This is a genomic window from Plantactinospora sp. B5E13, from assembly GCF_039871775.1.
In the GTDB taxonomy this organism is placed as follows: Bacteria; Actinomycetota; Actinomycetes; order Mycobacteriales; family Micromonosporaceae; genus Plantactinospora.
This window is the reverse complement of sequence record NZ_JBDPLT010000001.1, coordinates 104374-116349: the sequence shown is the minus strand read 5'-3', so window position 1 is coordinate 116349 and position 11976 is coordinate 104374. Positions and strand designations below refer to the sequence as shown.

14 protein-coding genes are annotated in these 11976 nt (G+C 71.5%); 7 read left to right on the top strand and 7 right to left on the bottom strand.

Translation table 11 applies throughout. The features are described from left to right. Nucleotides 1-82: 82 nt before the first annotated feature. Nucleotides 83-364 (top strand): F0F1 ATP synthase subunit epsilon, encoded by a 282-nt coding sequence (locus tag ABGB05_RS00530; RefSeq protein WP_347651071.1) that lies wholly within the window; start codon nucleotides 83-85, stop codon nucleotides 362-364. A gap of 12 nt (nucleotides 365-376) precedes the next feature. Further along, the gene (locus tag ABGB05_RS00525; RefSeq protein ID WP_347651070.1) at nucleotides 377-814 is read left to right on the top strand and encodes a DUF2550 domain-containing protein; all 438 of its coding nucleotides are present in this window, start codon (nucleotides 377-379) and stop codon (nucleotides 812-814) included. Nucleotides 815-882: 68 nt separating this feature from the next. On the opposite strand, the gene ABGB05_RS00520 is transcribed toward ABGB05_RS00525, so the two are convergent. Next, nucleotides 883-1491, bottom strand: coding sequence for an SAM-dependent methyltransferase (locus tag ABGB05_RS00520; protein WP_347651069.1), 609 nt, complete (start codon nucleotides 1489-1491; stop codon nucleotides 883-885). Nucleotides 1492-1656: 165 nt separating this feature from the next. Between ABGB05_RS00520 and ABGB05_RS00515 the strand changes: the two genes are divergently transcribed. Both ABGB05_RS00515 and ABGB05_RS00510 read left to right on the top strand, forming a co-directional pair. Then, nucleotides 1657-2835: a histidine kinase gene (locus tag ABGB05_RS00515; protein WP_347651339.1), complete on the top strand. Its 1179-nt coding sequence runs from the start codon at nucleotides 1657-1659 to the stop codon at nucleotides 2833-2835. Further along, nucleotides 2832-3632 carry a response regulator transcription factor gene (locus ABGB05_RS00510; RefSeq protein WP_347651068.1) on the top strand — a complete coding sequence of 267 codons (801 nt, stop codon included), beginning with the start codon at nucleotides 2832-2834 and terminating at the stop codon, nucleotides 3630-3632. The genes ABGB05_RS00515 and ABGB05_RS00510 overlap by 4 nt, the downstream gene beginning before the upstream one ends. 123 nt (nucleotides 3633-3755) lie before the next feature. Here ABGB05_RS00510 and ABGB05_RS00505 read toward each other — a convergent pair whose 3' ends face one another. Both ABGB05_RS00505 and ABGB05_RS00500 read right to left on the bottom strand, forming a co-directional pair. Next, the gene (locus tag ABGB05_RS00505; protein WP_347651067.1) at nucleotides 3756-4187 is read right to left on the bottom strand and encodes a VOC family protein; all 432 of its coding nucleotides are present in this window, start codon (nucleotides 4185-4187) and stop codon (nucleotides 3756-3758) included. Further along, nucleotides 4174-4746, bottom strand: coding sequence for a cob(I)yrinic acid a,c-diamide adenosyltransferase (locus ABGB05_RS00500; RefSeq protein WP_347651066.1), 573 nt, complete (start codon nucleotides 4744-4746; stop codon nucleotides 4174-4176). Before ABGB05_RS00500 ends, ABGB05_RS00505 begins: the two co-directional genes overlap by 14 nt. Before the next feature lie 64 nt (nucleotides 4747-4810). Between ABGB05_RS00500 and murA the strand changes: the two genes are divergently transcribed. Beyond that, nucleotides 4811-6238, top strand: a complete 1428-nt coding sequence (gene murA, locus ABGB05_RS00495) for a UDP-N-acetylglucosamine 1-carboxyvinyltransferase (protein WP_347651338.1) — start codon at nucleotides 4811-4813, stop codon at nucleotides 6236-6238. A 59-nt stretch (nucleotides 6239-6297) separates the two neighbouring features. On the opposite strand, the gene ABGB05_RS00490 is transcribed toward murA, so the two are convergent. Next, nucleotides 6298-6867 carry a MarR family winged helix-turn-helix transcriptional regulator gene (locus ABGB05_RS00490; protein WP_347651065.1) on the bottom strand — a complete coding sequence of 190 codons (570 nt, stop codon included), beginning with the start codon at nucleotides 6865-6867 and terminating at the stop codon, nucleotides 6298-6300. A gap of 105 nt (nucleotides 6868-6972) precedes the next feature. On the opposite strand from ABGB05_RS00490, the gene ABGB05_RS00485 reads away from it, so the two are divergent. Continuing rightward, on the top strand, nucleotides 6973-7536 hold the full coding sequence (locus tag ABGB05_RS00485; RefSeq protein ID WP_347651064.1) for an NAD(P)H-dependent oxidoreductase: 564 nt from the start codon (nucleotides 6973-6975) through the stop codon (nucleotides 7534-7536). A gap of 92 nt (nucleotides 7537-7628) precedes the next feature. Here the strand turns inward: ABGB05_RS00485 and ABGB05_RS00480 are convergent, their stop codons facing one another. After that, nucleotides 7629-9077, bottom strand: a complete 1449-nt coding sequence (locus ABGB05_RS00480; RefSeq protein WP_347651063.1) for a hypothetical protein — start codon at nucleotides 9075-9077, stop codon at nucleotides 7629-7631. 225 nt (nucleotides 9078-9302) lie between these two features. Between ABGB05_RS00480 and ABGB05_RS00475 the strand changes: the two genes are divergently transcribed. Beyond that, nucleotides 9303-10151, top strand: coding sequence for a 3-hydroxyacyl-CoA dehydrogenase family protein (locus ABGB05_RS00475; RefSeq protein WP_347651062.1), 849 nt, complete (start codon nucleotides 9303-9305; stop codon nucleotides 10149-10151). 47 nt (nucleotides 10152-10198) lie between these two features. On the opposite strand, the gene ABGB05_RS00470 is transcribed toward ABGB05_RS00475, so the two are convergent. Both ABGB05_RS00470 and ABGB05_RS00465 read right to left on the bottom strand, forming a co-directional pair. Beyond that, the gene (locus ABGB05_RS00470; protein WP_347651061.1) at nucleotides 10199-11050 is read right to left on the bottom strand and encodes an ABC transporter permease; all 852 of its coding nucleotides are present in this window, start codon (nucleotides 11048-11050) and stop codon (nucleotides 10199-10201) included. 22 nt (nucleotides 11051-11072) lie between these two features. Then, the gene (locus ABGB05_RS00465) at nucleotides 11073-11921 is read right to left on the bottom strand and encodes an ABC transporter ATP-binding protein (RefSeq protein WP_347651060.1); all 849 of its coding nucleotides are present in this window, start codon (nucleotides 11919-11921) and stop codon (nucleotides 11073-11075) included. Between the last annotated feature and the right edge of the window lie 55 nt (nucleotides 11922-11976).

Here is an 11976-nt window from a genome sequence, read left to right as displayed (position 1 = left end):
TCCGGGCCGGGCACCCGGCTGGGAGCGATGCTGGGAGCCGGACTAGAATTTGCCCATCCCGCCGCCGCAGCAAGGAGACAGCGTGGCACAGCTACAGGTCGAGCTCGTAGCCGTCGAGGAGAAGATCTGGACCGGCGACGCCGAGATGGTGGTGGCCCGGACGACCGAGGGCGAGCTCGGGGTGCTGCCGGGGCACGCTCCGCTGCTGGGTCAGCTCGCGGAGCCCGGACAGGTGCGGATCAAGCTGGCCGGTGGTGAGGAGCTCCGCTACGACGTGACCGGCGGATTCCTGTCGGTGACCGGTTCCGGGGTCACGGTACTGGCCGAGAGCGCCAGCCGCGTCACCGAGTCCGTAGCGCGCTGATCCGGGGCGTCGATGCTGGTCTTGCGATGGATCGGAGTCGGCGTCCTCGTCCTGCTCGTCGCGATCGCGGCACTCTTCATCCGCCGGGCCTGGGTCACCAGGTCCGGCGGAATCATTCGGCTCAGCGTCCGGGTCTCCACCCTCCTGGACGGCCGGGGCTGGTCGCCGGGGTTCGCCCGGCTCTCTGAGACCGAGCTCCGTTGGTACCGGATGTTCAGCCTCGCCGGGCCGAAGCGGGTGCTCTCCCGGCGTGGCCTCGCCGTCGAGCGCCGGCGGCTGCCCGAGGGTCAGGAACGGCTGATCATGCCCGCCGACTGGGTCATCCTCCGCTGTACCAGCCACCAGGCGCCCGTGGAGATCGCGATGGCGACGTCCACGGTCACCGGATTCCTCTCCTGGCTCGAGTCCGCCCCTCCGGGGGCGGTTTCTCATTTGGTGCTCCGGGACTGAGCCGACCCGCCGGGGCGTCACCGACCGGAACGGTCAGGAGATCGCCAGCGCGCTGCCGACCGGAACGGTCAGGAGACCCCGGTGTGCTGCCGGATCGGGCGGCGACAGTGGTAGACCACCGCCGGCGGCAGGTTCGCCCACACCGTGCCCCCGACCACCACCTCCTCGAAGAGTTCCCGCAGCATCCGGTGCAGTCGCCGGGCCGGTGGCGCCCACCGGGCGTGCTGGTAGGCGAAGGTGGTGAAGACGCCGTCGTCGGCGAGCGCCGAGACGACCGCGACCAGGATCTCCCGCTGCCGCTCGGCGGTGAAGACGGCCCAGGGCAGACCGCTGACGATCACCTCGGCCCGGGGCAGGTTCCGCTCGGCGAGCAGCCGGGCGACCGACCCGGCGTCGGCCTCCAGCACGTCGACCTCCGGATGCCGGCGTGCCAGCAGGTCCGCGAACATCGGATTGATCTCGAGCGCGAGGTGCCGACCCTGACCGGCGAGCCGCTGCTGGATCATCCTGGTGAACGACCCGGTGCCCGGTCCGAGTTCGACGACCAGCGGCTGACCGGTACGCGGAATGGTGGCGGTGATCCGCTCGGCGAGCGGCAGACTGCTCGGCGCGACCGCGCCGACCGCCAGCGGGTTGCGCGCGAACTGTGTCAGAAACGAGATCATCTCGGTGGGCACGGTCCGAAGCTAGGCGAACCGGGTCATCTCCGAGGTCGTACGGACGGCCGGTATACCGGCCACTCGGAGGAGGCGGCACGGCCGGTGGCAGGAGTAGCTGCTCCGCCCGCGCCTCCGTATCGTTGCCGGGTGCGGGAACCGCGAAGATGGTGGCCAGACGTGCTGATGGGACTTCTCGGCGGCAGCCTGGGCCTGGTCAAGATCGGCTGGCCGGTGGTGCAGAGTGAACCGCTCGCCCTGGTCGTCTCGCTGACCGCCGGGCTGGCCCTGCTGGCGGTCCGCCGCTGGCCGTGGCCGGTGCTGGTGGTGGAGTGCCTGCTGCTCGCGACCGCCAACTGGACCGAGCCGTTGAGCGGCGACGTCGCGCAGTGCGGTTCACTGATCGCACTGGGGTTGATCGCGTACACCGCCAACTGGCCGACGGCCACGGTGGCGCTCGGTCTGGCGTACGGGGCCTCGCTGGTGCACCTGATCGGACCGGGCAGCGAGGGACTGCTCCCCGGACAGCAGGGCTTCGTCCAGCTCGCCGGCTTCGCCGGGATCGCCGTCGCCCCGGTCGCCCTGGCCCGCTACCTGGGCGGGCTGCGCCGGGCCGCCCAGGCGGCCGAGGAACGGGCCCGCGAGGCCGAGGCACGGCAGGAGGTCCAGACCCGGGCGGCCCGGTTGGCCGAGCGGGCGGCGATCGCCCGGGACCTGCACGACATCGTCGCGCACCACGTCGGCGCCATCGCGCTGCAGGCGGGCGCGGCCCAGTACGCGGCCCGGCGTACCGGTCGGGTCGACGACGCGGTGCAGGCGCTCGGTGAACTGCGGATCACCGCCGGACAGGTGCTGGACGAACTGCGGGCGTTGCTCGAGGTGCTGCGGGATCCGGACGCGGTCACCGCGGGTGGCCCGCCGATCGAGCCGGAGCAGTTGATCACCGACGTCGAACAGCGGGTACGGGCGGCCGGGGTGGCGGTCAGCATGAGTCTGGCCAGCGACATCGGCGACGCCCCGCTGGTGGTACGGACCACCGCCGCCCGGGTCGTCCAGGAGGGGCTGACGAACACGCTGAAGCACGCCGGGCCGGGGGCGAGTGCCTCGGTCGACGTCCGGCCCGACGACACCGGCCTGCTGGTCGAGGTCCTCGACACCGGTCCGGAGCATCCCCGACCGAACCTGCTCCCGCCCTCCGGGCACGGGCTGGCCGGCATGCGGGAACGCGTACGCCTGCTCGGCGGCACCCTGCGGGCCGGCCCCACCAGCGCCGGTGGCTGGCGCCTCTCCGCCCACCTGCCGATCCGGGAGAAGACGACGTGCCGGCCGATCCGGACCGACCAGAGCGGCCGGGCGGGGCGATGATCCGGGTCCTCGTGGTGGACGACCAGGCCCTGGTCCGGGCCGGGGTCACCCTGTTGCTGCGGACCGCCGGCGGCTTCGACATCGTCGGCGAGGCCGGCGACGGCCGGGAGGCGGTCCGGCTCGCCGAACGGCTTCGCCCGGACGTGGTGCTGATGGACCTGCGGATGCCCCGGATGGACGGCATCGAGGCGACCCGGCGGATCCTCGACCAGCATCCCGCCACCCGGGTGCTGGTCCTCACCACCTTCGCCGACGACGCCAACATCTACGGGGCGCTCGGTGCCGGCGCGATCGGCTACCTGGTCAAGGACGGTGCTCCGGAGGACCTGGTCGACGCGGTCGGCCGGGCCGCCCGGGGCGAACCGCTGCTGGCCTCGGCGGTGCTGTCCCGGATCGTCAGCCGGGCGTTGCGGGCACACCACCAGGAGACCGAGCGGGAGGCCGACAACGCCCGGCCGTCGGCGCGCCGGCTGCTCAGCGTACGGGAGCGTGAGGTGCTGGCCCTGGTCGGCGCTGGCCTCTCCAACGCCGAGATCGCCGCCCGGATGCACCTGGGCGTGACCACGGTCAAGACGCACGTCTCGGCGGCGATGGAGAAGCTGGGGCTGCGCAACCGGGTGCAGGCGGCGGTGGTCGCGCACCGGCTCGGGCTGGTCGACGACGAGTTCCGTCCGGTCGATCCCGACGGCCGGGTCCGGACCGGGTCCGGTCGGGATTCCGGCCACCTCGGCCCGGGGTGGGACGGGGCCGGTGACGACGGCGCCGGTGACGACGCCGACCCGCAGCCGGCACGTTGACCTGCCGGAGTGACGACAGCACGCCGACCTGCCGGGGTGACGACGGCACGGCACGTTGACCTGCCGGGGTGACGACGGCGGCCGGACCCGGCCGGGCCACCACCGGCGCCTGGCCGGCGCTGGTCAGTGACCGCCGGTGGGGACCGTGGCGCAGAGTTCCACCTCGAACCCGGCCCCGTCGGCCAGGTAGCCGGCGTAGTTGTCCGGCCCGCCGGCGTACGGGTGGCGGTCGGCGAAGAGCAACGTCCAGCCGTACGCCGGGGCTTCGGCGACCAGCCGGTCCACGACGGCGGGCGGGCCGGCGTGGAAGGCCAGGTGGTTGAGGCCCGGGGCGAGCCGGTCGTGCCGGCGGGAGGACAGCGCCGGCGACTCCTCCAACACCAGGTAGGTGTGGCCGAGTCGCCAGGACCGCCCGGCCGGCCAGTCCTGGAACGGGGTCCAGCCGAGTTCGCCGAGGAGCCAGCCCCAGCTCGTCACGGCACGGTCCAGCGCCGGTACCCAGATCTCGACGTGGTGCAGTCCGCCTACCGGTGGGACGGGGTCAACGCTCGCCACCGGGGACCCATAGCACATCGCCGTTCGGATTTGCCGTTCTTGCCAGGATGAAGAGCAGATCCGAGAGCCGGTTGAGATACTTTGCCGGAAGAGGACTGGTTCGATCCGCTTCATGAGTGACGAGCGCCCACGCGGAACGTTCCGCGCGGCGGGCGATCGTGCGGGCCACGTGCAGCAGCGACGCACCCGGAGTGCCGCCGGGCAGGATGAAGGAGTCGAGCTTGGCCAGTTCCGCGTTGAACTCGTCGCACCAGCCCTCCAGCCGGTCCACGTATTCCTGGGTGACCCGCAGCGGCGGGTACGCCGGTTCCGGCTCGACGGGATTGGACAGGTCCGCGCCGACGTCGAAGAGGTCGTTCTGGATCCGGCCGAGGACCACCCGGAGGCGCTCGTCGAGCTGGCCGAGGGCCAGCGCCACCCCGATCGCCGCGTTGCACTCGTCCACGTCGGCGTACGCGGTGATCCGGGGGTCGGTCTTCGCGACCTTCTCGTTGTTGGTCAGCCTGGTCGTGCCGGCGTCGCCGGCCCTGGTGTAGATGCGGTTGAGGTGGACGGCCATGACGCACAGCGTACGGATGTCGGCACCGACCACGTCCGCCCGGCCGGGCGCGGGCGGGGACCCGATGGCCGGAGCGGTCCAGGGCTGGCCGGACGGTACCGGGCCGGGGGGAGCCGACGACTCTACGATCTGCGACGTGGACGTGATCAGAGTCAGTGGCGGGGTCCGGCTGGCGGGCCAGGTGCACGTGGTCGGCGCCAAGAATTCGGCGCTCAAACTGATGGCGGCGGCCCTGCTCGCGCCGGGACGGAGCGTGATCACGAACGTACCCCGGATCACCGACATCGCCATCATGGGCGAGGTGTTGCGCCGGCTCGGCTGTGAGGTGTCGTTCGTCGACGACGTGGGCCCGGCGACGGTCGGCACCGGCACCGGCAGTGGCGTCGGGGCGGCGGGCGGCGACGGGGCCCGCTCCTGTTCGGTGGTGATCGACGTGCCGGAGGCGCCGGGCACCGAGGCGGACTACGACCTGGTACGCCGGCTCCGCGCCTCGATCTGCGTGCTCGGCCCGCTGCTGGCCCGTCGGGGGTACGTCCGGGTGGCGCACCCGGGCGGCGACGCGATCGGCTCCCGAGGGCTGGACATGCACGTGGCGGGGCTGGCCCGGATGGGTGCCGACATCTCCGGCGAACACGGCTTCGTCATCGCCTCGGCACCGCAGGGCCTGCACGGCGCCACCATCTGGCTCGACTTCCCCAGCGTCGGCGCCACCGAGAACCTCGTGATGGCGGCGGTGCTGGCCAGCGGGATGACCGAGATCGACAACGCGGCCCGGGAGCCGGAGATCGTTGACATCTGCACGATGCTGAACCGGATGGGCGCCCGGATCGAGGGGGTCGGCACCTCCACCCTGCGGATCGAGGGTGTCCCCGAGCTGCGGCCGGTACGGCACGCCACGGTCGGCGACCGGATCGTCGGCGGCACCTGGGCCTTCGCGGCGGCGATGACCCGGGGCGACGTGACGGTGACCGGGGTGAGCCCGGCCTTCCTGGAGATCGCGCTGGACAAGCTGGTCTCGGCCGGTGCTCTGGTGGAGACCCGGACCGACGCGTTCCGGGTGCAGTTGGACCGCCGGCCGTCCGCGGTCGACGTGGTGACCCTGCCGTTCCCGGGATTCGCGACCGACCTGCTGCCGATGGCGATCGGGTTGGCCTCGGTCAGCGAGGGAGCCTCGCTGGTCACCGAGAATATTTTCGACGGCCGGTTCATGTTCGTGAACGAGATGGCCCGGCTGGGGGCGGACATCAAGACCGACGGGCACCACGCGGTCGTCCGGGGACGGGAGCGGCTCTCCAGCGCACCGGTCCGGGCCACCGACATCCGGGCCGGGGCCGGCCTGGTGATCGCCGGGCTCTGCGCGGACGGCGTCACCGAGGTGTCCCACGTACACCACGTGGATCGTGGCTACCCGGACTTCATCGCGGACCTGCGGGCGCTCGGCGTCGAGGTCGAGCGGGCCACCGCGCCGGAAGAGCCGGCGTTCACGTTATGACCGCCCGGTGTCCGGCGACGGCCGGCTGCTCCCGCTCCCGTGCCGCTCCGGTGCGGGAGTCAGGAGTTGGCCGCGAGACCGGTGGCCCGGCCGTTCGCCGGGGCGGCCCGCCGGTTGTCGTCCGGCCCGCTCGGTGGCGCGGGCGGAACCCGGCCGTCGTCCGGATGGTTCGCGCAGATTCCGGTGGTCGCCAGGTTCTGCAGGGCGGTGGCGAGCTGGCGGAGGTCCAGACCCTCGAGGTGGTCGACGATGTGTCGCCGTACGCTCGCCAGTTGGGTCGGGTAGGCCTGCTCCAGCCGGGTCAGGCCGGCGTCGGTGAGGACGGCGTTCCAACCGCGGGCGTCCTCGACGCACCGTTCCCGGACGATGTAGCCCGGCTGCTCCAGCCGGCTGACGATTCGGGTCATGCCGCTCAACGAGAGGTCACAGGCGGCGGCGAGTTCGCTCATCCGCATCTGTCGGCCCGGGGCCTCCGAGAGGTGCTGCAGCGCCGAGTACTCGTTGAGCGACATCCGCTGCTCCCGGGACAGGTCGGCATCGAGTGCCCGGGGGACGACCAGGATGGCCCGGGCGAGGGCCCGGACCACCGCCTCCTCCTCGGGATTCAGCGGCGGCAGGGAGCCTGTCATGGAAACCACACTACCACCTCGGTTGCTTGACAAAGCAATAAAATCGCTATTTGCTTGAGTCGACAGCGCATGCAACTTGCGTAGATTTGGAAGGGAACAAGCAGTATGACCAGGATTGGGATCATCCTCGGTAGCACCCGGCCCGGCCGCAACGGTGAGGCCGTGGCCCGCTGGGTGCTGGACAACGCGGTCCAGCGCGGTGACGCGGAGTACGAGCTGGTCGACCTGCTCGACTACAAGCTCCCACACCTGGACGAGGCGATTCCGCCGTCCATGGGGCAGTACGCCCAGCCGCACACCCTGGAGTGGGCCGCCAAGATCGCTTCGTTCGACGGCTTCGTGATGGTGACTCCGGAGTACAACCACTCCACCTCCGGTGCGCTCAAGAACGCGATCGACTTCCTGTTCGCCGAGTGGAACCACAAGGCGGTCGGGTTCGTCAGCTACGGCTCGGTCGGGGGCACCCGGGCCGTCGAGCACCTGCGGTTGATCGCCGGCGAGCTGATGATGGCGGACGTCCGGACCCAGGTGGCGTTCGGGCTGGCCACCGACTTCGAGAACTACAGCGTCTTCAAGCCGGCCGAGTACCACATCGGCCCGCTGAACATGATGCTGGACCAGGTCGTGGCCTGGAGCGCCGCGCTCGCCCCGCTGCGCGCCGCGCAGTGACCCGACGGCGCCGCTGACCCGGCGCCGAGTCTGAACCGGGTACGGCGGTGGTCACGGAACCCTCCATCGCCGTACCCGGGACAGCGGCGGAGCTACCAGCGCCAGTTGCGCCAGGCCAGCAGTTCCGGATGGTTCCGGACGGCCGTGCCGGCCTGCCGGCCCAGACGGCCGAGCAGCGGCACCGTGAACCAGAGCAGCACCAGGGCGTAACCGGCGAGCGCGAGACGCTGCAACCCGGTCAGCGGCGGCGCCTCCATCAACGGTGCCCACAACGCGCTGTACTCCGGGGTGAAGTGGCAGAGCGCTTCCAGGTACCAGTTGTTGTCGTAGCAGACGAAGGGCCGGACCTGCCCGTACACCAGGCTGTTGGCCGCGCCCCAGACCGAGAGCAGGACGGCGGCGAGGGCGGCCAGGTTGGCCCACGGCCCGGCCCGCTCGGCGCAGAGGCAGACGGCCAGCCCCAGGCAGGCCGGCAGGATGGCGAAGAGGAAGAACCTCGGCCCCCAGTACATGCCGCCGTACCAGGCCCACCAGGACGCGTAGACCAGCACCAGGCCGGCCACGAAAACCGTCCACAGCAGCCAGAACGACCGGACGTCGTCGCCGGTCGTCCCGCCCTCCTCCCGGAGCCGTCGACCGATCGGCAGGAAGAGTCCGGGGGTGAACCAGAGCAGCCCCCGGCCGAAGGAGAAGAGGATGGCCACGACTCCGAGCAGGAACGGATAGGAGAACCCCGGCTCACCCGAGTACGGCATGACCGTCGGGCCGCCGCCGTTGTCCAGGTATTCACTGTGCAGTGGGCTGCCGAAGCGCAGCCACGCCTCGCCCATGATCACGAGCACCGCGGCCAGCGGTACCGCCAGGTACCGCAGCCGCCTCCGGCGCAGGCAGAGCAGACCGACGACCAGTCCGAGCGCCAGCAGGGTGGCCGGGGTGTTGGCGACCCCCAGCACCACCGCGACCCAGCCGCCGAACCGGGTCCAGCGTCCGGTCCAGGGCAGCGTCGCGGCGAGCAGCCCGACGCCGACCGTCATGGTGGTGAAGACCTCGCCGTAGAAGTCCTGCAGATGCGCGCCGATCATGCTGCCGGCGATCAGCAGCAGCAGGAACCGACGGAGCAGTCGGTCGTCGATCCGCCGGTGCAGCAGGGCGTGGATCATTGCCAGGCCGAGCGTGAAGAGCAGGAAGTTGTACTGGGCCACCACGGGCTGGGCGTCCCCGGCCCACTGGCCGACGAGCCAGAGCGGGGTGGCGAAGAGCGGCCCGATCATCGAGTACGCGTCGTCCGCCAGTTGGCGGTGCTCGAGCAGCCCGGTCAGCGCGTGGTAGCGGGCGAGGCCGTCGCCGATCATCTCGCCGCGCGGGGTGATCGCCAGCACCACCATGCCGAGCGTGATCAGGGCCCACTCCACCCAGGCGGTCACCCGGCCGGCCGGGCGGGCGTCCGGGGCGCCGCCGGGCCGGGCCGCGTCCGCGTCCCCGGCCTCGGCCGGGTTCTCCGGCTCCTCCCGGATGTCGTCGGCGACCGGCGGGTTCAACAACAGGTCCTCCTGCGGGTCAGTCCTGGGGGCCGGCCGCGTCGTGACGACGGCCACAGGCAGTGTGCCAAACATGGCCCGGGGGAGCCAGCGACGGAGCTGGATGGCGGTCGGTTCCGGCGCTTCTCGGGCCCGGGGGTGGTCGGGGTACGGGATCGCTCCCGGAGTGCCGGCCCGAGCGAGCGTTAAGGTGCTCCCAGAAGACAATCCAGCCGGAGGAGTGAGCACATGGCGGGTCGACTCGCGGTCATCGGAGCCGGGCTGATGGGGTCGGGTATCGCGCAGGTCGCGGCACAGGCGGGCTGGCGGGTGACCCTGCGTGATCTCGACGACGCCGCCACCGCCCGGGGACTGGCCGGCATCCGTACCTCGTTGGAGAAGTTCGCCGCGAAGGGCGTGATCGAGGCCGGTGACGTGGAGGCGACGCTGGCCCGGATCCAGCCGACGACGGAGCTGGAGGCGGCGGCGGACGCGGACATCGTCGTCGAGGCGGTCTTCGAGCGGCTGGAGGTCAAGCAGGAGGTGTTCCGGGCGCTGGACAAGATCTGCGCGCCCGGTGCGGTCCTGGCGACGAACACCTCGGCGATCCCGATCACCCAGATCGCGGCGGTGACCGGGCGGCCGGAGTCGGTGGTCGGCACCCACTTCTTCTCGCCGGTTCCGATGATGAAGCTCTGTGAACTGGTCCGTGGTTACAAGACCAGCGACGAGACGCTGGCCACCGTCCGGGCCTTCGCTGAGGAGATCGGCAAGACCGTGGTGGTGGTCAACCGGGACATCGCCGGCTTTGTCACCACCCGGCTGATCACCGCCCTGGTGATGGAGGCGGTCAAGCTGGTCGAGTCCGGCGTGATCTCCCCGGAGGACCTGGACACCGCCTGCAGGCTCGGCTTCGGTCACGCCATGGGACCGCTGGCCACCACCGACCTGACCGGGGTGGACGTGCTGCTGAACGCGACGAGGAACATCTACACCGACACCGCGGACGAGAAGTTCTTCCCGCCGGAGCTGCTCCAGCGCATGGTCGCCGCCGGTGACCTGGGTCGGAAGACCGGCAAGGGCTTCTACTCCTACTGACCGTCGACGCGGGCTGGGGTGTACGGGAGGTGGCCTTCCCCGACACCTCAGCCGTCGCGTCGGGTGGTCCAGCGGAAGGTGGTCAGGCAGAGCGCCAGACCGACCACGCACCAGACGGCGAGGACGATCGCGACCCGGCCGAGTTCGAAACTGCCGGCGGGTTCGGCGGCGGCGAACGTGTCGGGCAGGAAGACCGCGCGCAGCCCCTGGCACATCCACTTCAGCGGGAAGATCGCGGCAACCTGTTGCATCCAGGTGGGCAGGTCGGTGAAGACGAAGAAGACGCCGGAGATGAACTGGAGCACCAGGGCGACCGGGGTGGCCACCGCCGAGGCGCCGCGTCCGCTGCGGGCCAGGGAGGAGAAGGCGATCCCGCAGAGGGTGCAGGCGGTGGTGCCGAGCGCGGACACCCAGAGCAGGGTGAGCCAGCGGGCGGCGCTGTCGGGCAGGTCGAGGTCGAAGAGCAGGGTCGCGACCGCGAGCAGCAGGACCGTCTCGGCGAGGGCGATCAGTGCCACCATGATCACCTTGCCGGCGAAGTAGACCCACCTCGGCATCGGCGTACCGCGCAGCCGCTTGAGCACTCCCCGGTCGCGTTCGATCGGGATCTGGATCGCCAGGCTCTGGAACCCGACGGTCATCAGGCCGGTGGCGATCATGCCGGTGACGAAGTACTGGGTGAACCGCACCCCGCCGCCGATCTCGCCCTTGAAGATCGACGCGAAGATCAGGATCATCACCACCGGGAAGAGCATGGTGAAGACGACCGACTCCCGGCTGCGCAGGAACTGCCGTACCTCCAGCCGGCCCTGCCGGACCGCGAGGGCGACCGGGCCGACCCGGCGGGCGCGCGGCGGTGCCGGCGCGGCGGCGGTCGGGGTGGTGGCGGTGGTGCTCATGCCCGGATCTCGCTTCGCTCGCTCATCGGTGCCCGATCATCCGTAGGTAGACGTCTTCCAGGGTGGGCCGGGTCACGGTCAGGCCCGGGACCTCGCCGCCGAACCGCGCGGCCAGTTCGGCGACCAGCGCCGTCGGCGTCGCGCTCTCCGCGCGCTCCACGGTCCCGTCCGGGGTACGCCAGGCGACGGTGGCCAGCGCATTTTCCCGGTCGCCGAGCCGGGCGGGGGTGGCCACCTCGACCAGCCGGCCGCCCGCGATCACCCCGACCCGGTCGGCCAGCGACTCGGCCTCGTCCAGGTAGTGGGTGGTCAGCACGATCGTGGTGCCGGCGGCGGCCAGGTCGCGGATCAGCTCCCAGAACTCGCGGCGGGCCTCCGGGTCGAAGCCGGTGGTCGGCTCGTCCAGGAAGAGCAGTTCGGGGCGCCCGACGATGCCGAGCGCGACGTCGAGCCGGCGCTTCTGTCCGCCGGAGAGGGTGTGTGTCCGGGCCCGTGCCTTGCCGGCCAGCCCGACCCGGTCGATGACCTTGTCCGGGTCGTCCGGGTTCGGATAGAACGCCGCGAAGTGGTGCACCACCTCGGCGACGGTCAGGTCGTCGAACTCGCCGGTGCCCTGGAGCACGATCCCGACCCGGGAGCGCCAGGCCGCGTCCGCCCGGTCCGGGTCGACGCCGAGCACGCTGACCTCGCCGGTGTCCCGACGGCGGTAGCCCTCCAGGATCTCCACCGTGGTCGTCTTGCCGGCGCCGTTGGGCCCGAGCAGGGCAAAAACCTCACCCCGGTACACCGACAGGTCGATGCCGCCCACGGCGACGTTCCCGCCGTACGCCTTGTGGAGCCCCTGTACGGAGATCGCCACCTGCTCGCTCATGGCATCAACTATGCGTGACGGCTCGGCAGCGGGGGACACCGGGTGTGTCCCGATG

What these genes read in the sequence shown, in the direction of transcription:
- ABGB05_RS00525 (WP_347651070.1), top strand. Translation starts at nt 377, where the DNA reads ATGCTGGTCTTGCGATGGATCGGAGTCGGCGTCCTCGTCCTGCTCGTC.
- ABGB05_RS00515 (WP_347651339.1), top strand. Translation starts at nt 1,657, where the DNA reads ATGGGACTTCTCGGCGGCAGCCTGGGCCTGGTCAAGATCGGCTGGCCG.
- ABGB05_RS00510 (WP_347651068.1), top strand. Translation starts at nt 2,832, where the DNA reads ATGATCCGGGTCCTCGTGGTGGACGACCAGGCCCTGGTCCGGGCCGGG.
- ABGB05_RS00500 (WP_347651066.1), bottom strand. Translation starts at nt 4,746, where the DNA reads ATGGCCGTCCACCTCAACCGCATCTACACCAGGGCCGGCGACGCCGGC.
- murA (WP_347651338.1), top strand. Translation starts at nt 4,811, where the DNA reads ATGGCCGGAGCGGTCCAGGGCTGGCCGGACGGTACCGGGCCGGGGGGA.
- ABGB05_RS00490 (WP_347651065.1), bottom strand. Translation starts at nt 6,867, where the DNA reads ATGACAGGCTCCCTGCCGCCGCTGAATCCCGAGGAGGAGGCGGTGGTC.
- ABGB05_RS00485 (WP_347651064.1), top strand. Translation starts at nt 6,973, where the DNA reads ATGACCAGGATTGGGATCATCCTCGGTAGCACCCGGCCCGGCCGCAAC.
- ABGB05_RS00475 (WP_347651062.1), top strand. Translation starts at nt 9,303, where the DNA reads ATGGCGGGTCGACTCGCGGTCATCGGAGCCGGGCTGATGGGGTCGGGT.
- ABGB05_RS00470 (WP_347651061.1), bottom strand. Translation starts at nt 11,050, where the DNA reads ATGAGCACCACCGCCACCACCCCGACCGCCGCCGCGCCGGCACCGCCG.
- ABGB05_RS00465 (WP_347651060.1), bottom strand. Translation starts at nt 11,921, where the DNA reads ATGAGCGAGCAGGTGGCGATCTCCGTACAGGGGCTCCACAAGGCGTAC.